Genomic DNA, 19,891 nt, shown 5'->3' with positions numbered 1-19,891 from the left:
AGAGTGGTTTAACACGAGGTTTTTATGTCAATTCAGGCAATTGAAGGCGTGCTGCAACTGATGCAAGTTCAGGCGTCACAGGCAGCAAGTATCGCAAAACCAATACCATTGCAGAGTGGATTCGCCAGTCAACTGATGGCGGCTGTTGGTAAAATTAATCAAACACGTTTGAATGCTACAAAACAAACTCAGGATTTTACACTAGGTGTACCCGGTGTTGAATTGAATGATGTGATGGTGGAGATGCAGAAATCCAGTATCGCTTTGCAAATGGGCGTCCAGGTAAGAAATAAGCTGGTGGCTTCTTATCAGGAGATTATGAATATGCCGGTGTGATAGTGCTCCATAAATTGGTCTAACCAAATTGACCAGACCAATAAAAACAAATATAAATAACTTTCCAAAATGGTGCTACACCTTATCTACTAACAATCCTATGTATAACAACGGGTTGAAGAAAACCACGTGTAGCGGAATTATGAAACCTTATTTATTTAAAGTGTATACATCAAGAGGTAGAGGTGATGTTATGGAAAAGATTAACATCTACGATGCGAAGACTAACCTGTCCAAAATTGTTCAGGAAGTTGTTCGCACTGGAGAATTAGTAGTGATCGCCAAGAATGGTCATGCACTGGTTAAAGTCGTCGCATACAGAGAAGAGAAGCCTAAGCGCAAATTAGGTTTCCTCAAAGGCAAAGGTAGTGTTCCCGCCAATTTTGACGATATGAACAGTGCCGAAATTGTTCATATGTTCGAAGGAAAATATTTTTAATGGAATTGCTGTTAGATACTAATATCTTGCTGTTTATGGCATATGAACCGGAAAAACTGAGAAGTGATGTTGTTGATCTTTTGGAAGATACCGGCAAAACCCTTTGTTTTAGTGCAGCGTCAATATGGGAGGTGGTCATTAAAAGGAATCTGAACAAGCCTGATTTTTCCGTCCCACCATAATAAGCGCGGTCTCTAAAAGATTACTAACGCTATCAGATAAAGAATGGGGGGATCATAGTAATAAAAATTTAGTTACGATTGAAAACAATATAAGCAATGGGAATGAAACTGTTAGTGGTTTTTATTGGAAAGAAAGCGAAGATCTTATTTTTGGGCATACATTAGATATAAATTTGACCGAATTATCTATATACAAAGACCATCTGACAAGTGTTACAAATAAAAAACTAACAATTATAGTGGATGGAGTCAAATACCATCTTGGGCATCGTATAAAAGAGTCAGTTTATTATTCTCCACAATATAAAAGTAGTGAAGCTGAGAAAATAGGTGATCTGTTAAAACAAATAGATAAAACCTTCCGTTTTTACTGTAATTGGCATGATTAATTTATATAGCTGATTTTTTTCAACCTTGGCAAATGCTCTGTATCTTAGTCAGAGTTCTGGTTAAAAGACGGGCAACTGGGGGGATTCTTCGTATATATCAGTAGTAAACTTAGAGTTTACAACTAAATATCTGGAATTTTTGTATTGCTAGATTATTCAAGGCTGCGCTCCGGCGTGGTCTTTTTATTTTTCACAATCAACTTAAATCACAGGGCTACATATAACAGCTCATTAATGCCTATTGGTCGTGATGGGGGGGAATATGAAGATGAAGGGCAATCCTGATTTGTAGATCGGAATACTACAAGGTTTTAAAGACATCCTAAACCAAGCTCACAAAACGGGTAAATAATGGTGATGAGAGTACATCACCTTTATTTCTCGATTACTTTTGTTCCGTAGAATTCATAAGAGTATGATAAGGTTCAACAGGGAATTGGCCGTAGCTATCATTTAATAATTGCTGTTGGCTTGCTTGTTTGATGAGTTTACTTAATTCATCAAGTCTTTGCTGTAGTAGTTTTTTAATCTCATTTTCATTATCTAAAATTATTTGCAAAATATTGGTCATTTTCTGCTGTAACGAAAGAGAAACAGTCGATGATATTGAAGAATGGCTGATCACTTCTACTGCTTTGAGGTAGGTGATTTCCATATCAACAAGTTCATCCCATTTTTCATTTTTAGCTAAACTAAGCATTTGCTCACTTAAACTTAGGATCCGTTGGTAAGCTGACAAGAGATCCATTTCATTATCCATTAAACAATATCCTGACTGGCGTTGTAATGAGGGCCAATTTGCCGCCAAGCGTCTGAAATCTCGGTGAGTAATTTTATTACTTCGGTAATGGCTGGCTCATCATTGCGTAAATTAGCGTGGAGTAAACGTTGGGTCATATAGTCGTAAAGGGAAGCGAGATTGTGTGCCAGCTCTCCACCTTTTTCATTATCTAACCCCTGCTTGAGGCCATTATCGATGATATTGATCGCTTTGGAAATAGCTGCGCCTTTTTCCGCGATATTACCTTGTTCCATCAGAATAATTGCTCGACGTAGGGCGCTAAGCGCCCCGTTGAACAAAATCTGAATCAACTGATAGGGGGAGGCGTTCATAATTTCGCTCTCCACATCTATCTGGGCATATAATTGACTTGCCGAACGTTGATACATAATTTCCTTTAATTATCTTATTGTCTGTAGCTGTGATAGGAAGTTACCGGTTTTTCCCAAGGAAGAGACCATTTTATCCAGTTGTGAAAATTGGCGTTTATAACGTTCAATTGTTGCGTTAATATTGTCTTTCGTCCTGTCTACTTGTTTCTCAAGGGTTTTTAGACGCTTGTTAATGCCATTAGTCGCGGTAACTAAGGTACCTTCATGGCTATCCAGAGCATCTTTTAATAGCTTATGTGTCTGAGTGGCAAAACCCGTTTCTTTACCGTCACCCATAAAGAAGGCTTTCACATTAGCCGGTTTTTCTTTTAGATTTTTTTCCAGTTTTTCGTTATCAATTTCCAGTTTGCCGTCAAACTTTTGTTTAATGCCCAGTTTATTCAGGGTTGGAATATCATTGACTTTTTGAGAGCTGAAAATTTGGCTTCTTAGCTGGTTCTGTATTCCGCGTAATGTGCTGTCACCTAATAAAGCGCCATTATCTTTCGACGGTTCTTCACCCTGTTTTACTGGCTTATATTTGGTCAGCGAATCAAACGTCGTTTGCAATTCATTATAAGCATCAACCCAGTTTTTAATCGCCTCTTTCATCGGCTCAATATCACGGGATATGACCAGTATTTCTGGCTTATGTTCCCTAGATTTGTCTTTATCCTCGGTCGTTTTTTTCAGATCCAGCATAACGCCTTCGGGCGCATCGGTAATATGATTTGTCTGACGCTCAATTGGGATTTTATTAACGGTTAAGAGTGCATTTTTAGCTTCGACTGTTTCAGTTAGTTTACTTGTTGCACCCGGCGTATAGTCTAAAAATTGGCTAAGTTTGTTATCACCTTCAACTTTGATGGTCATCACGGATTCAGTGCCAGCTTTTTTAGCCGTCAGCACTAAATAGTTTTCGCCATCTTTGGCCTTAAGAATACTGGCGCTGACATTACCTTCCTGTTTATTAATTGCATCCTTGATCTCAATCATGGATGTTTGTCCGTCTGTCAGCTCGATTTTCATCGGCTTTTTTTCGCCAGGTTGAGTAATGGTGATTGTCCGGGTTTTACCTTCACCCAAAGATTCGCCCATATACTCTTTGATATTACTGACTTTTTCTGTCTGTAATGATTGTGCCTGCGCCAATTGCTTAACTTCAATACTGTAGCTGCCTGGGCTGGCTTTAGAATCAGTACTGGCAGTGAATGCGTCATGTTTTTCGCTGGCAGTGGTTGTATTAAGTTTATCGAACTTTTTCAGGGATTCAGACGCGGTTTCCAACTTTTCCAAACTGCTTTTTAATGTGCCAAAAGCCGTTAGCTTACCTTTATAACTGGTTTGCTGTTCTGCCAGAGGGACTAAACGCTTTTGTTCTGCTGCCTGAAGTTTATCCAATATAGAACCAAGATCCATCCCCGACCCGGCGCCTAATGAAGAAATGCTAGCCATTTATTGACTCCTTTATTAGTAAAGCTTTATTGAACCGGTTATCGGTAAGTTTTTAGAAAAGTTTACTAATAAAAATAATTTTTCTATGGTAAGAATAGTCGTGAAGAACCGACGCTGTTTGGCTTATCAGGGAAAAGTGATAAAAAAGAAAAAGTTTTTTCAAGAAAAATTAAAGGTTCTTTGAGGAGCGCCGATAAAACTGTTGGCGGTGGTGAACACCGTGGGTAAAACCCAAACTTATATATCGACTTGATTTTAAAAAGGAACTCTAATTATGGCACAAGTCATCAACACCAACAGCCTGTCCCTGCTGACTCAGAATAACCTGACCAAATCCCAGGGTACTTTGGGTAACGCTATCGAGCGTCTGTCTTCTGGTCTGCGTATCAACAGTGCCAAGGATGACGCGGCTGGTCAAGCGATCGCTAACCGTTTCACTGCAAATGTTAGAGGTTTGACTCAGGCAGCACGTAACGCTAATGACGGTATCTCTATTGCACAGACTACCGAAGGCGCTCTGAACGAAATTAACACCAACTTACAACGTATTCGTGAACTGGCTGTTCAGGCGAAAAACGAAACCAACTCTGCGAGTGATACCAAATCTATCCAGGAAGAAGTTACTGAGCGTTTAAAGGAAATTGATCGTATTTCTAAACAGACTCAATTTAACGGTGTTCATGTTCTAAGTGAAAAGAACGAAATGACCATTCAGGTCGGTGCTAACGATAACGAAGTTATCAAAATTAATCTGGAAAAAATTGACAGCAATATTCTGGGACTGGGTAAATTCACTGTTTCTGCGGCAGTTCCACACGGCGAAGCAGTTGCACAGGTTGACGATGGTAAAGGTGGTGCGAAGAAAAATATCGATCACACTGCTGATGTTAAAGTTAAAGACCTGAAAAGTGTAGAAGTTTATAAAGCTGTTAAGGATGATGGTTCAGTTGATCCTGACAACTATGTTGTCAAAGGTACTGACGCAGATGGTAAAGTAAAATATTTCGACGCTAAGATTGATAAGACTAGTGGTAAATTAACCGCAGGTAATGAAGTCACAGCTAAAGCATCAGAAAAGCCTCTAGAAACTTTGGACAATGCTCTGGCAAAAGTTGACAGCCTGCGCAGTTCTCTGGGTGCTATCCAGAACCGTCTGGAATCTACCGTTAACAACCTGAACAACACGGTTAACAACCTGAGCGCTGCTCGTAGCCGTATCGAAGATGCTGACTATGCGACCGAAGTGTCTAACATGAGCCGTGGTCAAATTCTGCAACAGGCAGGTACTGCGGTTCTGGCTCAGGCTAACCAAATTCCTAATAACGTATTGTCTCTGCTGCGCGGCTAAGGCAATATGTGAACCTGATTCACATAAAAATCCAAACAAATCAAGGATCGGCTCGCCGGTCCTTCTTTTTTAGGAGTTTATCAGGAACAGCCTAAAATTTGTGATACTATTAGGCAGACAATAAATTTCGCATAGGTGAAAAAGAAGCGTTTTTACTACATTGTTCAAACGATTGCCCTTGTTAGGGGATTGGATAATGAGGGTTAGTCTCTTTTTCCAAAGGTGTCTGTTGTTGTGAGCGATTTGTATACCGCCGAAGGCGTGATGGACAAAAACAGCCTCTGGAAGCGCTACGTACCATTAGTTCGCCATGAAGCGTTAAGGCTACAAGTTAGGTTACCCGCGTGTGTGGAGCTGGATGATCTACTTCAGGCCGGGGGAATCGGCTTACTAAATGCGGTGGAACGTTTTGATTCCTTACAGGGAACCGCGTTTACCACTTATGCGGTACAACGCATCAGAGGTGCAATGTTGGATGAGTTAAGGAGCCGCGATTGGGCTCCGCGTAGCGTGCGCCGTAATGCGCGCGAAGTGACGCAAATCATCCGAAAACTTGAGCAAGACTTAGGCCGTCCAGCCAGTGAGCAGGAAGTTGCTAAAGAATTAAAGATTGATCTGGTAGAATATCGGCAGATACTGTTAGATACGAATAACAGTCAGTTGTTTTCGTATGACGAATGGCATGAAATGCATGGTGAAAGCTGTGAACCTGTCATTGAAGAAGGGCATGAAACTAATCCCTTACAACAATTGCTGGAGAGTGACATTCGTCAACGGGTAATTGAGGCTATCGATTCGTTACCTGAGCGAGAAAAAATGGTTCTGACGCTGTATTATCAGGAAGAACTTAATCTGAAAGAGATTGGCGCAGTACTTGAAGTCGGGGAGTCCCGTATAAGTCAGCTACACAGCCAAGCGATTAAACGCTTGCGGGCACGCTTAAATCCGGAAAAGTAACTTTTTTGCTTATTTGTTTTTTGTTTAAGACTACACACAGGGCTTATCTCTTATGTCTGTTACAACACAAAAGAAACGGCCGCTCAGCCGTTACATTAAAGACTACAAACATAGTCAAACTCATTGCTTGCATTGTCACAAAGCTCTTGACCGTATCTCTTTGGTTTTTAATGGCCAAGTGATCAACAAAGAGTCTATCTCCGAGATGACGGAGTTGATTGATGACAAGACCTGGGATGAGCTGCAAGATAAATTTGTCGCGTTATGTCGTTTTTGCAGTGAGATTTATTGCAATAGCGAGACAGATTATTTTGACATCATGTCGTTCAAACAGTATCTGTTTGAGCAGACTGAAATGAGTCATAGTACTGTTCGTGAGTATGTGGTTCGTTTACGACGTTTGGATGAATTGCTCACTTCAAGCAATTACCCTGTAAAAGAGTTCACAACAGAGAAAATTCAAGAAAAATTGAGTGAAAAGCTGTCACAGTCGGCATTCAGTAACTACAACATTGCTTTGCGCAAGTATGAACAGTATTTGAGCTGGCAGCAGGGCGGTCACTAAGCTGGAAATATAAACAGCAAAGAGATGATTAATTTTGGGGGAACGCATTTTAATGTGTTCCCCTTAGCTCGTTGACAAACTTCGTTAAAAACAACTAGGTTTGTTTCTTGCATGATGAATAATCATGCGACTCATTTCCTCATTAACCCAGTTTAATCGCCAACTAAGGCGCTATTATTGTATATGCCTATTTCATTAATATGGTATTCGCTATGGAAAAAGAAATCTTTGTTTTTAGAGAAGTTAACGTAGAAGATGCAAACAATCTCATTGTTTTTCTTAATGATTTGGATAATACATCGGAATTTATGTTGCTTGAGCCGGGAGAAAGAAAAACAAGTGTTGAAGGACAGGCAGATATAATAGAAGGATTTGGCAAAGACAGGCAAATGTTAATATGTGAAGATAACAAAAACGTTGTTGGATTTATTGTGATATCTAGAGGAGTGTTCAATAGGAACAGGCATTTGGGTTCTATTGCTCTTGGAGTAAAAAAAGAATATAGAAACAAAGGGATAGCGAGAACTCTACTCGACAAAGCGCAAGATTGGTCACGGAAAAATGGAATTAGCAGACTTGAGTTAACCGTTGCAATAAAAAATACATTGGCAATAAAGCTATATTTATCATCAGGTTTTATTTTTTCCGGCATCAGAACTGGCTCACTATTTATAAATGGTGAACTGATAGATGAATACTATATGACTAAAGGAATATCTGATGGGAATTAATAGAGTTCTGAGGTTGATTTCTAATCTAAGGGGAACATATTTTTAATGTGTTCCCCTTAGCTACAGCCGAAATTAACCGATAGTCATCAAACTGGCATTACCCCCCGCCGCCGCTGTATTAATGCTCAATGAGCGTTCATGTAGCAAACGTTCTAACAGCAGATTAGTTTCTCCACGGGCAAAACCTTGTACGGAAATGATAACGCCTTTACGTTGAGCGACTTGTTCGCAAACTTGACGCAGTTGATCAGAGTCGCCGTGGTAGATAACCGCTTCGAATGCCGTATCTTCGCTCTGCCAGTCTTGAACCAAATGGATTGATTTACGGACGCTATCTGGCAATTGACGAAACAGTTGCTGATGTAGTTCATCATTTTGCCAGAGCAACTGACAGCCCACAGATAATGTTGCTGCCAGTTGGATCAACGTATCCTGTTGATTATCCGCCAGACACAGCACTTGACCACGAGGTAACAAGGTATAAGTATTGCGTTCGCCTGTCGGCCCCGGTAACAGACGGGTGGTACCACCTTGTGCCAGCAATTTATATTGCTGAACTAACTGATTTAGCTCTTCGTTGTGCTGATTGGCTGCCCATTCTGTTAATGCATCAAAGGGAGCCATCAGCGATGAACGAGCATTTGCATCCAGTGGATATTCAACATCCTGACGTTCCAACGTTTGGTTGATCGCATTTTGAGGACGGCAAGAGAGCAGACGGTACAAATAGAGTGGGCCGCCTGCTTTCGGTCCGGTACCGGACAAGCCTTCACCACCGAACGGTTGCACGCCGACTACAGCGCCTACCATATTGCGGTTAACATACAGATTACCGACTTTCGCTTTAGCTGTGACTTGTGCAATCGTTTCATCAATACGGGTATGGACGCCCAGAGTCAGACCGTAGTTAGAGTTATTAATCTGATCCAGCAAGTTATCCAGTTCATTACGTTTAAAACGGACAACATGCAGAACCGGGCCGAAAATCTCCTGTTTTAATTCATCAAAGCTTTCCAATTCAATTAGTGTCGGTTTAACGAAAGTGCCTTGATCCCACTCTTGATTGTCTACCGCATTATCTTGTGCCGCCTGATAAATCGTGCGTCCTTTGGTACGCATTGCTTGAATATGGCGATCAATGCCGGCTTTGGCTTCCGCATCAATGACCGGGCCGATATCGGTAGAAAGACGTTCAGGATTACCCATCCGGCATTCAGACATGGCGCCTTTCAACATAGTGAGGGTACGTTCTGCCACATCATCTTGAATACAGAGGATACGCAGGGCAGAGCAACGTTGACCTGCACTGTCAAAAGCAGAAGCGACCACATCCATAACAACTTGTTCTGTCAGCGCGGAGGAATCGACAATCATTGCATTTAAGCCACCGGTTTCGGCAACTAGAGGCGTTGGACGCCCTTGTGCGTCAAGTCGTCCGGCAATGTTACGTTGTAACAGACCGGCCACTTCAGTGGAGCCAGTAAACATCACGCCTCGTACTCTCTCATCACCCACCAGAAGAGAGCCAATGGTTTCACCTCGGCCAGGTAACAATTGCAATGCATCGTGGGGAACACCTGCTTGATGCAGTATTTTGACCGCTGTTGCGGCAATTAATGGGGTCTGTTCCGCTGGTTTTGCTAATACACTATTACCGGCAGCCAATGCAGCCGCTATCTGCCCGGTAAAAATGGCTAATGGGAAATTCCACGGGCTGATACAGACAACCGGCCCCAGTGGGCGGTGAGTATCATTAGCGAAATCATGGCGAACTTGTCCCGCATAGTAATAGAGAAAATCGACCGCCTCGCGTACCTCAGCAATCGCATTATTAAAGGTTTTGCCGGCTTCCCGAACCAAAATACCTAATAGCGGTTGCATCTGGTTTTCCATCAATTCCGCAGCACGAACCAGAATAGCAGCCCGTTCTGATGGCGGTGTCGCAAACCAGATTGCGCCGGCTTCTGTTGCGACATCCAGCGCATGACTGACTTCTTGTTCAGTTGTTTCACGAACATAGCCGACAATATCCGCAGGTGCCGCCGGATTAATAACCGGTTTAGCGGCCGGTAATTCACTTTGGTGGTGATAATTGCCGCCCAGTAGCGGCTCGCTATACTGTTCTTCGGTAGCAGAACTTAATAGCGCACTGGAAAGAGATGCCAGACGATGTTCATTGGCAAGATCCAGACCGGCTGAGTTTGCGCGATCTTTTCCATACAGATTATGAGGCAGAGGAATTTTCGGATGTGGAAGACCAATTTGACCTTCGGTTTCGGCCAGCTTCTGAACCTTTTTCACCGGATCGGCAACCAGTTCATCCAGTGGTAATGTGGTATCGGCGATACGGTTGACAAAAGAGGTGTTAGCGCCGTTCTCTAACAGACGGCGAACCAGATAAGCCAACAATGTTTCGTGAGTGCCTACTGGCGCATAAATACGGCATGGGCGGTTTAATTTACCATCAGCGATTTTCCCGACCACTTGTTCATACAATGGTTCTCCCATGCCATGCAGGCACTGAAATTCATATTGTCCGGGATAATAGTTTTGGCCCGCCATATGATAAACAGCAGCTAAAGTATGGGCGTTATGGGTAGCGAACTGAGGATAAATCAGATTGGGTACTGACAATAGTTTGCGGGCACAAGCCAGATAAGAAACGTCAGTATAAACTTTGCGGGTGTAAACTGGATAACCTTCCAGCCCATCGATTTGAGCACGTTTAATTTCGCTGTCCCAGTAAGCGCCTTTTACCAGTCGTATCATCAACCGATGGCGGCTACGTTGCGCTAAGTCAATGACTGCATCAATAACAAAAGGGCAGCGCTTCTGATAAGCCTGAATAACGAAGCCAATGCCATTCCAGCCAGCCAGTTGTGGTTCAAAACAGAGTTTCTCCAACAGATCGAGAGAAATTTCCAGACGATCCGCTTCTTCGGCATCGATATTGATACCAACATCATATTGGCGTGCTTGTAATGTCAGGGAAAGCAGGCGTGGATATAGCTCGTCCATGACGCGTTCATATTGAGCACGGCTATAACGCGGGTGCAGAGCGGATAGCTTAATGGAAATGCCGGGGCCTTCATAAATGCCGCGGCCGTTAGATGCCTTACCGATAGCATGAATTGCTTGTTGGTAGGAAACCATATAATTCTGAGCATCTTCCTCAGTTAAAGCGGCTTCGCCTAGCATATCATAGGAGTAACGGAACCCTTTTTCTTCCAGCTTACGTGCGCTTGCCAGCGCTTGAGAGATGGTTTCACCGGTTACAAACTGCTCACCCATCAGGCGCATTGCCATATCTACGCCTTTACGTACTAATGGTTCGCCACTCTTACTGATCATGCGATTCAGCGAAGTGGAGAGTTTGGCCTCGTTGTGGGTAGAAACCAGTTTGCCGGTAAATAGCAGCCCCCAAGTTGCTGCATTGACAAACATGGATGAACTTTGTCCCAGATGGGAATGCCAGTTGCCGTTACTGATTTTGTCGCGGATCAGCGCGTCGCGAGTGGCTTTATCAGGGATACGGAGCAAGGCTTCCGCAAGACACATTAGCGCAACGCCTTCCTGAGATGAAAGCGAGAACTCCTGCAATAACCCTTGAACCAGACCTGAACGACCGATGCTGTTTTTCTGGTTACGCAATTTTTCTGCAATGCCGTAAGCCAGCTTATGAGTCGCTTGTGCTTGATCTTCTGGCAATTGCGCCTGTTGTAGCAGCATGGGAACGGCTTGTGTTTCTGGCAGGCGATAGGCCGCAGTAATTGCGGAACGTTTTACTGATTGAGGCAGGATATGTTCTGCGAAGTCGAGGAACGGTTGATGAGAAGAATCGATTACCGTTTCTTCTGTGATTATCTTCTCTTCTTTAACATCCTGATTGGCAGAGAGTTCAGCGATCTGTTCATCATTTTCAAGACGTTCAAGATAATTAAAAATAGCTTGTTTAATCAGCCAATGTGGGGTGCGGTCAATCCGTTGCGCAGCGGCTTTAATACGGTCACGTGTGGCTTCATCAAGCTTCACGCCCATTGTTGTACTACCCATCCTTGCTCCTTAATAGGTAAGGTTTATCTAAGTTGCACGATAATATCTGACATGTTGCAACTTTGTGCAACCTTATGCAAATCGCTTGTTTTATTTTTGTGAAATTAATCTGGTTATTATAATTAGGTGGATATATTTATTTTTGTGACTTTATTTGATTGATACACATTGGTTTAATATTTTATGGCTAATATTAGGGGTGTAACCCTGAAATGGTTAAAAAGTGTAATTTTTAAATCAAATAAATGTGATTCAGTAGACGTTTCTTGTAAAAAACGGCGTTAATTAGTTGTTAAATTGCCTAATGCTAATCTAGGATTCACTGTAACTTTCTAATTGGTTACAAAAATAATTATTTCAATTTAGAATTATGGACCATTTTTAGGTGCAATCAGGTGCAACGTTCCTGAACCTGACAGGGAAAACTCTGTATACCCAGGAGAACTGCGGCTTTGCAAAACAGAGATAACACTATGGAGAACTTGCATGACAGTAAATACACCAATGCTAATCACCTTTATTGTCTACATTGCTGGAATGTTGTTGATAGGCTTTTTGGCTTATCGCTCAACCAAGAATTTTGATGATTATATTTTGGGAGGAAGGCGATTAGGCAGCGTGGTAACGGCTTTGTCTGCCGGCGCTTCGGATATGAGCGGCTGGTTACTAATGGGCTTACCTGGCGTCGTCTATTTCGCGGGGATTTCAGAGAGCTGGATAGCCATTGGCCTCTCTTTAGGCGCTTACCTGAACTGGAAATTGGTGGCAGGCAGGCTGCGGATCCAGACGGAAGTCAATAATAATGCGCTGACATTGCCGGATTATTTCACCAGTCGTTTTGACGATAGCAGTAAAATCCTACGTATTATTTCCGCGCTGGTTATTCTGACTTTCTTCACTATCTATTGTGCTTCTGGCGTGGTTGCCGGAGGATTGTTATTTGAAAGTACGTTCGGTATTAGTTACCAGAAAGCCATGTGGCTTGGCGCAGCCGCAACGATTGCCTACACTTTCTTAGGCGGCTTTCTGGCGGTGAGTTGGACAGATACGGTTCAGGCTTCATTAATGATCTTTGCGCTTATCTTGACCCCGATTATCGTTATTTTCTCTGTGGGGGGCATTGATACCTCTCTGGCTCTGATAGCAGCAAAAAGTCCGGCTTATATGGATATGTTTAAGGGGCTGAACTTTATTGCCATTATCTCGCTGTTGGGTTGGGGGTTAGGTTATTTTGGTCAGCCACACATTCTGGCGCGTTTTATGGCGGCAGATTCCCATCATACTATCCGCAAGGCTCGTCGTATCAGTATGACTTGGATGGTGTTATGTTTGGCAGGCACTATTGCTGTCGGTTTCTTCGGTATTGCCTATTTTGAAATGCATCCTGAACTGTCTGGTTCAGTTACTGCCAATCGTGAGCGTATCTTTATGGAATTGGCGGTTGTTCTATTTAATCCGTGGATAGCGGGCATTTTACTGTCTGCTATTTTGGCTGCGGTGATGAGTACCTTGAGCTGTCAGTTACTGGTGTGTGCAAGTGCTTTGACGGAAGATCTTTATAAACCTTTTATCCGCAAATCTGCCAGCCAGAAAGAGTTGGTGTGGGTAGGGCGTTTCATGGTGTTGTTGGTGGCAATCATCGCGATGGTGATAGCAACTAACCCGGACAATAAAGTATTGGCTCTGGTCAGTAATGCCTGGGCGGGATTTGGTGCTGCGTTCGGCCCGGTTGTACTGATTTCTGTTATCTGGAAACGTATGACACGTAATGGCGCATTAGCGGGGATGTTGGTCGGGGCCGTCACGGTATTGATGTGGATGAAGTACCAGTGGTTTGCGTTGTATGAAATTATTCCTGGCTTTATCTTTGCTTCTATTGCGATCGTGGTTGTGAGTCTGTTGGGTCAAGCGCCGAGTAGAGCCGCGCAACAGCGTTTTATTGATGCTGAGGCGCAATACAAGACTAAATGAGTTGAAATAAAGGTAAATTGAAATAAAGGTAAGAAAGTGTGGAGGTGGAATGCCTTCACCATACCGCTAACAAACCTCGTTTAAAATAGCGAGGTTTGTTTTTTTCATCATGAAAAATTATTGATCATTTTTCCCGGAGAGTAGTTCACCAGGAGAATTATCGGCGATCAATGTCGTCATACCTTCAACTCTGGATATTCAGTAGTAAGCAGAGATAAATAATCTTGATAAAGCACGTCATATAATGCGGCCGTTTCGGAGGTTGGAACGGTTCGGGTTTCTTCATCAAGATGAACAAAATGTTGGCAAATATGGATGAGCTGCGCTTGTTTATCTTTCTCTTCTGTCAAAGAGTCACACCACATAGCTTGAATAGCCGCGCCCAATGCGGCGGTTTCTTGATGAGTGACACAAATAACAGGCGTATTCATGATATCAGCCACAATTTGTCGCCATTTTTTGCTGCGAGCGCCGCCGCCGGTCAAACGGATTTCATTAATTTCAATCCCTTGTTTGCGAAATAATTCAATCCCAAAACGTAGCCCATATGTGGCGCTTTCAACCGCAGCCAAAATAAAATTTTGCTGATTCATATTGCTAGTATCCAGGTTATGGATACTCGCTTTGGCATGGGGGAGTGGCGGAACACGTTCACCATTAAAAAACGGTAGCATCATCAAACCATTAGCACCGGGTTTGCTTGGGTTCAATATGTCATTAAAAGCCTGAATATCCATATTAAACAGCTTTTGAATGGTGGTTGTCGCTGAAGTTACATTCATTGTGCAAATCAATGGCAGCCATCCATTATTAGAGGAACAGAAACCCGCGATCATTTCAGAATCAGCGACAATCGGTTTGTCAGAGTAAGTGAATAGCGTGCCAGAGGTGCCTAAACTCATGGTCGTGATGCCTGGAATGATATTGCCCGTTCCAATTGCAGCCATCATATTATCGCCCCCGCCAGACGCAATTTTGGTTGTCGGTGAAAGCCCTAATCTTTTTGCTATTTCAGGTCTTATTGTGCCAATACAGGTCTCAGCAGAAACCAATTCAGGCAGTGCATGCCAAAGACGGCCATCGGGATCAATTAATTGGGCAATTTGATTATCCCATTCGCGTTTACGAATATTCAGTAATCCCGTTCCTGAAGCATCGCCATATTCGGCAACTAATCTGCCTGTTAGCCAATAATTGAGATAATCATGAGGTAATAAAACGGCATTCAGTTTTGACCATAACTCAGGATGATATTTTTTGAACCAAAGAATTTTAGATGCGGTATAACCTGTCTGCGGCATTAATCCGAGTTGTGCTAAAGCGGCTTTCGTACCACCGAGCGCATCAAGAATTTCCTGATTTTCGACCGCAGTTTCAGTGTCACACCAGAGTTTTACCGGCGCTAAAACATGACCTTCTGCATCCAGAGGAACAAAACCGTGCTGTTGGCCTGATACGGCAAGAGCGACAATTTCTGTACCAGAAATTTCTGCTTGCTTGATCGCCTGAGCAAAGGCATTTTCTAATGCTTCTGTCCACCAGTGAACTTGCTGTTCACGACGGCCGTTTGAATCGCTAATTATTGGGTGAGGAGAGCTGCCTTCACCCAAAATATGCGCTTTTTGGCTATCCACAATAATGACTTTAGTACTTTGTGTACCGCAATCGATACCAGCATAGAGCGCCATGTGTTACTCCATTTCCAACATAATTTTGATATCTGTCGGACGACCCTCTGCGGCTCGTTCATACGCCTGAACGCTGTCTTTAAATTTATAGGTTGCGGATAATAGGGGGGTTACCTTGAGCTTGCCAGCGCTGAGTAAACGAATAGTACGAGGATACATATTTGCGTAGCGGAAGATTGTTTTGAATGTGATCTCTTTAGCTTGGGCAGAGACAATATCAAATGGCGCCGGATCGATAGGCATACCGACCAGAACAGCTATTCCTCCTGGTGCAATATGTTCTGAAATAGTGGCAATGACGGGTTTTGCCCCACTACATTCAAAGAGAATATTGACGCCATCACCATCGGTTAATGTATTAACTTTCTCAGCAAGTATTTTGCTATTAACCGGGTGGAGACCTGGATACTGTTTTGCAATTTCTAGTTTTTCATCGAACAGATCACAAATAATGACATCAGAACAACCACCGGCTAATGCAGCAAGTGCGGTAACAATTCCGATCGTGCCGGCACCAATAACTAATGCGATATCTCCTGGTTTAATTTCTGCTTTTGTGGCTGCTTGCATACCGATAGATAATGGTTCAACCATTGCGCCTTCGGCAAAACTGACATTATCCGGTAATTTGAACGTAAATGCTGCCGGATGGATGACTCTTTCACGTAAGCAGCCGTCAATAGGGGGTGTCGCCCAGAAACGAACTTCAGGATCTAAGTTATAAATACCTGCTCGTGATTGTGGTGATTGCAGATTAGGAATTCCAGGTTCCATACAGACACGATCGCCGATTTTTAAGTGCGTCACATTTTTACCTACTGCGGTGATTACACCGGATGCTTCGTGCCCGAGAATCATTGGTTTTTCGACAACAAATGGCCCAATCCGCCCGTATTGATAATAATGCACATCGCTGCCGCAAATTCCCACCGAGTGAATTTTTATTTCAACATCATTTTCACCCACTATTTCGGGGTTTTCCCAGTCTTGAATTGAAATCTGACCTGCTTTTTCTAATACTAATGCTTTCATGATACGTCCTCTTATTTTGATGTTACCGATATCATTTATTTGGGTGGATGTTAGATCGAAAATTATTATATTTATGTGATTTAAGTTAAGGTCTTATTCAATGGTGATGTTTTGGTGTCAATGTTAAAAAGAGAATTGTTCACTTGGTCACTCTTTTTGACATGTATATTATATTGAGAAAATAATAGTTTTTTTGCAAAAGGGATATTCAACTCAAGAGTAAAGCATTTGGATATTTGAATTCGATATAATGTCGTGATACGACGTTTTTTGCGTGACTGAATTGGTTTAAATGATTATATAATTATAACGTTTATTAGAGATTAAAATTGACGGTTCATCGTCCACAGAAAGCCACTTTTGAGAGTGTAGTCGCTATTGCTAACATGGAATAATAAAGCACAAGAATTTTAGTCATATCACTAAAAAAGACCTGTGGAGTATTATTCCAACAGGTCATATAGATGAAATTTGAATGAGTTAGCTGTACAAACGTGTTCTACGTTTTTTTACAATTTGAAAACCGATAATTAAGATCAAAAACCAAATAGGTGTGATGATTAATGCTTGGCGGGTATCATCCCGTAAAGTGAGTAATATCAGAACAAATGCAAAAAATGCCAGACAGACCCATGACATGATAATACCCAATGGCATTTTATAGGTTGAAGCCTTATGTAATGCCGGGCGACGTTTCCGGTAAACCAGATATGAACTTAGGATCATACTCCAGATAAACATAAATAGAATGGCTGAAACGGTGGTTACCAGGGTAAACACGTGCATAACATCAGGAATTAAATAAATCAGCACTACACCACAGGATAAACATAGACAGGTGAAAATTAATCCTGATGCTGGTACAGAACGGCGTGAAAGGCGGCCGAATTGCTGTGGCGCATCACCTTCTTTTGCTAATCCAAATAACATGCGGCTGGTGGAGAAAACACCACTGTTTGCTGAAGAAGCGGCAGAAGTTAATACCACAAAGTTCACGATACTGGCGGCTGCGGGTAAACCGATTAGAACAAACAGCTCAACAAAAGGGCTTTTGTCTGCAATGATTGAACGCCACGGTGTGACTGACATAATAATTATCAGCGCCAGCACGTAAAAGGTGATAATACGAATCGGGATGGCATTAATAGCTCTGGGAAGCGATTTCATTGGATCTTTAGTTTCTGCGGCGGCAGTACCCACTAATTCAATGCCCACAAAGGCGAATATGGCTATTTGAAATCCAGCGAAAAATCCGCTTAATCCTTTGGGAAAGAATCCACCATCATTCCATATATTTGCCAGAGAAGCGGTATGACCGGCTGGAGATTGAAAATGCATGCTAATCAGAACCGCGCCTGTTGTGATTAAAGCGATAATGGCAACGATTTTTATCATCGCGAACCAGAATTCCATTTCCCCGAATAATTTCACTGTAGCCAAATTAAGGGAGAGCAATAGTAAAACACAGAGCAGGGATGTGAGCCATTGTGGAAAATCCGGTTGCCAATAGCTGATATAGGAAGTGATTGCGACCACATCGGCGATACCGGTAATAACCCAACAGAACCAGTAAGTCCAGCCGACGAAAAAACCAGCCCAGGGCCCGAGCAAATCGGCGGAGAAATCACTGAATGATTTATAATTCAGGTTCGAAAGCAATAGCTCACCCATTGCGCGCATCACAAAGAACAGCATGAAACCGATAATCATATAAACGAATATGATCGAGGGTCCGGCGAGAGAGATTGTTTTCCCTGAGCCCATAAACAGGCCGGTGCCGATGGCGCCGCCAATAGCGATAAGTTGTATATGCCGGTTGCTTAGATGGCGTTGCAACTGCGTTTCCCCGGTTTCAGCGGAAAGTGAAGTGTGTATATTTTCTGCCATAGTATATAGTATCCAATATTTTCTTAGGTAAATTGTTACGGCTCTTTAAGTGGCCTTATATATGATGATGTTTGCGAAAAATATTGTGACACAGATTACTATAGTAATAACAGTCTGATCTCACTTTAAAAACAAATTGGTTACATTTTAACTTGTTAATGCTGTTGGAATTGAGTATGAATTATTCGTTCAGAAAAAAATGGTCATAATATATTGACGACAGCTTTGTATAGGGGAATAATTATGCACATTGGGTTGTTAGCTCAGTCGGCAGAGCAGTTGACTCTTAATCAATTGGTCCGGGGTTCGAGCCCCCGACAACCCACCAATCAAATTAATGAATTGTGAAGATTTCATTGACAACTTATTTTTCTATGTAACTTATTCATGTCATAATCATATCAGGTCTGATTTAATATTCTCTGCATCTTCTTAAGATGATTTGGCGATAAATACACATATTTTCTGAATTTCGCTTTTAGTGGTTATTTCTTGTTTTATATTGTTAATAGAAATAAAAATCAAAAAAATTGCCAATAAAAATATATCTAAATCATATATATTCAATATTTGAAAATTATTTTTCTTTCATCCATTTAATTTCTTTCTATGATTTTTTCTGATAATGTTTACTGGGTTTGTAAAAATATTTATGGCGATTTACTGTTTTGAAAAATCACCAAAGTTGTCAATTAAATAGAATATTCAACCTTGGTGATGATACATTGCTCATTGATTAAGATTAGAAACGGTAGCCGACAGTTATATTAAAACCGTTAGTAGATGTATGATCTTTCTCTTTTCCATCTTTAATACTAAAACGGCTACCTTCATAACCGGCAGTAATTGAGGTGTTGGTTGTTGGGTTGATAATAAAACCCGTTCCCCAACCTAAAGCGTTTTTGCTTGCTGATTCCTTTTCGATTTCTCCACCACTATAATGGGCAGTAGATTTATCATTTATTCTAGATAGTCCGAGTTGCCCATATAAACTAATGTAGTCATTAATTCTATAGGTTGGGCCAATCATTAAAGAATAGTACTTTAAGTCATCCCTTGTATAATACTCTGTTTCTTTTTCATTCCCTTTAGCAAAGGTAAATGATGATAATAGCCCCCATTGATCATCAAGCTCATATCGGTAACTTAATGTTGCACCATTTAGCGCGCTTGCATCTTGTGGTTTCACGTAGGCGTATCCGATTGAAGCTGTATGTTGTTCTGCTTGAGCAGGTAAAGTTATCGCAGATACAGAAAAGATAACTCCACAGCTTAATAACAATTTTCTTAATAACAATTTTTGCATTTCATTACACTCTATATACTTCATACTTCTAAAATAAACGACTTTATAACTCATTTAAACGATTTGCTTATCAGCAGTTGTGATGAATATCATAACTTACACTATTAGTATATATTTTTTGATTAAATTTAGATGTTCTTTTCAAATAATTACATTATTACTGATTTTTTAAGGATAGAAATAGTGATATTAAAATCCCAGTAAAAATGTGAAAATAATAAGTGGTTATTGCGGTCGATAGATATTATCTCTACTGTTGCAATATTTATTTAATAAGGCTGGATTTTGTAGAAAATGGAATTCAGTCTTTATCATTCTGTTTGATACTGATTCTACACCTTGTTTAGCTGGGCTAGGGAATGTATCGATGTATCTGATTGTGAAAAGTATAATTTAATTG

General features: G+C 41.7%; 17 protein-coding genes and 1 tRNA gene. 10 read left to right on the top strand and 8 right to left on the bottom strand.

Going from position 1 to position 19,891, the window contains the following annotated elements:
* The first annotated feature begins 24 nt into the window (after positions 1-24).
* The 4 genes from fliE to TI10_RS26775 all read left to right on the top strand — a co-directional run bounded on the left by fliE (position 25) and on the right by TI10_RS26775 (position 1,346).
* On the top strand, positions 25-336 hold the full coding sequence (gene fliE, locus TI10_RS04150; protein ID WP_049581949.1) for a flagellar hook-basal body complex protein FliE: 312 nt from the start codon (positions 25-27) through the stop codon (positions 334-336).
* A 193-nt stretch (positions 337-529) separates the two neighbouring features.
* Positions 530-775: a type II toxin-antitoxin system Phd/YefM family antitoxin gene (locus TI10_RS04145; RefSeq protein ID WP_049581947.1), complete on the top strand. Its 246-nt coding sequence runs from the start codon at positions 530-532 to the stop codon at positions 773-775.
* Positions 775-957 (top strand): PIN domain-containing protein, encoded by a 183-nt coding sequence (locus tag TI10_RS04140; RefSeq protein WP_049582170.1) that lies wholly within the window; start codon positions 775-777, stop codon positions 955-957. The genes TI10_RS04145 and TI10_RS04140 overlap by 1 nt, the downstream gene beginning before the upstream one ends.
* Positions 954-1,346: a DUF7823 domain-containing protein gene (locus tag TI10_RS26775; RefSeq protein WP_455430404.1), complete on the top strand. Its 393-nt coding sequence runs from the start codon at positions 954-956 to the stop codon at positions 1,344-1,346. Before TI10_RS04140 ends, TI10_RS26775 begins: the two co-directional genes overlap by 4 nt.
* 385 nt (positions 1,347-1,731) lie before the next feature.
* Here the strand turns inward: TI10_RS26775 and fliT are convergent, their stop codons facing one another.
* Genes fliT through fliD form a run of 3 tightly spaced genes read right to left on the bottom strand, consistent with a single transcriptional unit; the run spans position 1,732 to position 3,953 of the window.
* Positions 1,732-2,106 carry a flagella biosynthesis regulatory protein FliT gene (gene fliT, locus TI10_RS04135; RefSeq protein ID WP_049581944.1) on the bottom strand — a complete coding sequence of 125 codons (375 nt, stop codon included), beginning with the start codon at positions 2,104-2,106 and terminating at the stop codon, positions 1,732-1,734.
* Positions 2,106-2,516 (bottom strand): flagellar export chaperone FliS, encoded by a 411-nt coding sequence (gene fliS / locus TI10_RS04130; protein ID WP_036775505.1) that lies wholly within the window; start codon positions 2,514-2,516, stop codon positions 2,106-2,108. Before fliS ends, fliT begins: the two co-directional genes overlap by 1 nt.
* 12 nt (positions 2,517-2,528) lie before the next feature.
* On the bottom strand, positions 2,529-3,953 hold the full coding sequence (gene fliD / locus TI10_RS04125; protein ID WP_049581942.1) for a flagellar filament capping protein FliD: 1,425 nt from the start codon (positions 3,951-3,953) through the stop codon (positions 2,529-2,531).
* A gap of 274 nt (positions 3,954-4,227) precedes the next feature.
* Here fliD and TI10_RS04120 point away from each other — a divergent pair, with 274 nt between their 5' ends.
* The 4 genes from TI10_RS04120 (at position 4,228) to TI10_RS04105 (ending at position 7,554) form a co-directional block, all read left to right on the top strand.
* Positions 4,228-5,301 carry a flagellin FliC gene (locus TI10_RS04120; RefSeq protein ID WP_049581940.1) on the top strand — a complete coding sequence of 358 codons (1,074 nt, stop codon included), beginning with the start codon at positions 4,228-4,230 and terminating at the stop codon, positions 5,299-5,301.
* Positions 5,302-5,535: 234 nt separating this feature from the next.
* Complete coding sequence (locus TI10_RS04115) at positions 5,536-6,258, top strand: RNA polymerase sigma factor FliA (RefSeq protein WP_049582169.1); 723 nt, start codon at positions 5,536-5,538, stop codon at positions 6,256-6,258.
* A gap of 52 nt (positions 6,259-6,310) precedes the next feature.
* The gene (gene fliZ, locus TI10_RS04110; protein WP_011146218.1) at positions 6,311-6,823 is read left to right on the top strand and encodes a flagella biosynthesis regulatory protein FliZ; all 513 of its coding nucleotides are present in this window, start codon (positions 6,311-6,313) and stop codon (positions 6,821-6,823) included.
* A 212-nt stretch (positions 6,824-7,035) separates the two neighbouring features.
* Positions 7,036-7,554, top strand: a complete 519-nt coding sequence (locus TI10_RS04105; RefSeq protein ID WP_049581939.1) for a GNAT family N-acetyltransferase — start codon at positions 7,036-7,038, stop codon at positions 7,552-7,554.
* Between the two features lie 72 nt (positions 7,555-7,626).
* Here TI10_RS04105 and putA read toward each other — a convergent pair whose 3' ends face one another.
* Positions 7,627-11,607: a trifunctional transcriptional regulator/proline dehydrogenase/L-glutamate gamma-semialdehyde dehydrogenase gene (gene putA, locus TI10_RS04100; RefSeq protein WP_049581938.1), complete on the bottom strand. Its 3,981-nt coding sequence runs from the start codon at positions 11,605-11,607 to the stop codon at positions 7,627-7,629.
* Positions 11,608-12,093: 486 nt separating this feature from the next.
* Here putA and putP point away from each other — a divergent pair, with 486 nt between their 5' ends.
* Positions 12,094-13,578 carry a sodium/proline symporter PutP gene (gene putP, locus TI10_RS04095; RefSeq protein ID WP_049581936.1) on the top strand — a complete coding sequence of 495 codons (1,485 nt, stop codon included), beginning with the start codon at positions 12,094-12,096 and terminating at the stop codon, positions 13,576-13,578.
* A 176-nt stretch (positions 13,579-13,754) separates the two neighbouring features.
* Here the strand turns inward: putP and xylB are convergent, their stop codons facing one another.
* The 3 genes from xylB to cycA all read right to left on the bottom strand — a co-directional run bounded on the left by xylB (position 13,755) and on the right by cycA (position 18,185).
* Complete coding sequence (gene xylB, locus TI10_RS04090) at positions 13,755-15,266, bottom strand: xylulokinase (protein WP_049581935.1); 1,512 nt, start codon at positions 15,264-15,266, stop codon at positions 13,755-13,757.
* A 3-nt stretch (positions 15,267-15,269) separates the two neighbouring features.
* A complete protein-coding gene (locus tag TI10_RS04085; protein ID WP_049581934.1) occupies positions 15,270-16,298 on the bottom strand; it encodes an NAD(P)-dependent alcohol dehydrogenase in 1,029 nt (342 codons plus the stop codon).
* Between the two features lie 480 nt (positions 16,299-16,778).
* Complete coding sequence (gene cycA, locus TI10_RS04080) at positions 16,779-18,185, bottom strand: D-serine/D-alanine/glycine transporter (protein WP_049581932.1); 1,407 nt, start codon at positions 18,183-18,185, stop codon at positions 16,779-16,781.
* Between the two features lie 252 nt (positions 18,186-18,437).
* Between cycA and TI10_RS04075 the strand changes: the two genes are divergently transcribed.
* Positions 18,438-18,513: transfer RNA gene (locus TI10_RS04075), tRNA-Lys, on the top strand.
* Between the two features lie 414 nt (positions 18,514-18,927).
* On the opposite strand, the gene TI10_RS04070 is transcribed toward TI10_RS04075, so the two are convergent.
* Positions 18,928-19,545, bottom strand: coding sequence for an Ail/Lom family outer membrane beta-barrel protein (locus tag TI10_RS04070; protein WP_244161502.1), 618 nt, complete (start codon positions 19,543-19,545; stop codon positions 18,928-18,930).
* Between the last annotated feature and the right edge of the window lie 346 nt (positions 19,546-19,891).

It is taken from the genome of Photorhabdus luminescens subsp. luminescens (assembly GCF_001083805.1).
In the GTDB taxonomy this organism is placed as follows: domain Bacteria; phylum Pseudomonadota; class Gammaproteobacteria; order Enterobacterales; family Enterobacteriaceae; genus Photorhabdus; species Photorhabdus luminescens.
Note: the sequence above shows the minus strand (reverse complement) of the source record. Positions and strands in the feature narration are given on the sequence as shown.

Excerpts from the sequence above, each read along its gene's own strand:
- putP (WP_049581936.1), top strand. The coding sequence starts at position 12,094 with ATGACAGTAAATACACCAATGCTAATCACCTTTATTGTCTACATTGCT.
- TI10_RS04085 (WP_049581934.1), bottom strand. The coding sequence starts at position 16,298 with ATGAAAGCATTAGTATTAGAAAAAGCAGGTCAGATTTCAATTCAAGAC.
- xylB (WP_049581935.1), bottom strand. The coding sequence starts at position 15,266 with ATGGCGCTCTATGCTGGTATCGATTGCGGTACACAAAGTACTAAAGTC.
- fliS (WP_036775505.1), bottom strand. The coding sequence starts at position 2,516 with ATGTATCAACGTTCGGCAAGTCAATTATATGCCCAGATAGATGTGGAG.
- cycA (WP_049581932.1), bottom strand. The coding sequence starts at position 18,185 with ATGGCAGAAAATATACACACTTCACTTTCCGCTGAAACCGGGGAAACG.
- fliE (WP_049581949.1), top strand. The coding sequence starts at position 25 with ATGTCAATTCAGGCAATTGAAGGCGTGCTGCAACTGATGCAAGTTCAG.
- putA (WP_049581938.1), bottom strand. The coding sequence starts at position 11,607 with ATGGGTAGTACAACAATGGGCGTGAAGCTTGATGAAGCCACACGTGAC.
- fliT (WP_049581944.1), bottom strand. The coding sequence starts at position 2,106 with ATGGATAATGAAATGGATCTCTTGTCAGCTTACCAACGGATCCTAAGT.
- fliD (WP_049581942.1), bottom strand. The coding sequence starts at position 3,953 with ATGGCTAGCATTTCTTCATTAGGCGCCGGGTCGGGGATGGATCTTGGT.
- fliZ (WP_011146218.1), top strand. The coding sequence starts at position 6,311 with ATGTCTGTTACAACACAAAAGAAACGGCCGCTCAGCCGTTACATTAAA.
- TI10_RS04105 (WP_049581939.1), top strand. The coding sequence starts at position 7,036 with ATGGAAAAAGAAATCTTTGTTTTTAGAGAAGTTAACGTAGAAGATGCA.
- TI10_RS04140 (WP_049582170.1), top strand. The coding sequence starts at position 775 with ATGGAATTGCTGTTAGATACTAATATCTTGCTGTTTATGGCATATGAA.
- TI10_RS04070 (WP_244161502.1), bottom strand. The coding sequence starts at position 19,545 with ATGAGTTATAAAGTCGTTTATTTTAGAAGTATGAAGTATATAGAGTGT.
- TI10_RS04145 (WP_049581947.1), top strand. The coding sequence starts at position 530 with ATGGAAAAGATTAACATCTACGATGCGAAGACTAACCTGTCCAAAATT.
- TI10_RS04120 (WP_049581940.1), top strand. The coding sequence starts at position 4,228 with ATGGCACAAGTCATCAACACCAACAGCCTGTCCCTGCTGACTCAGAAT.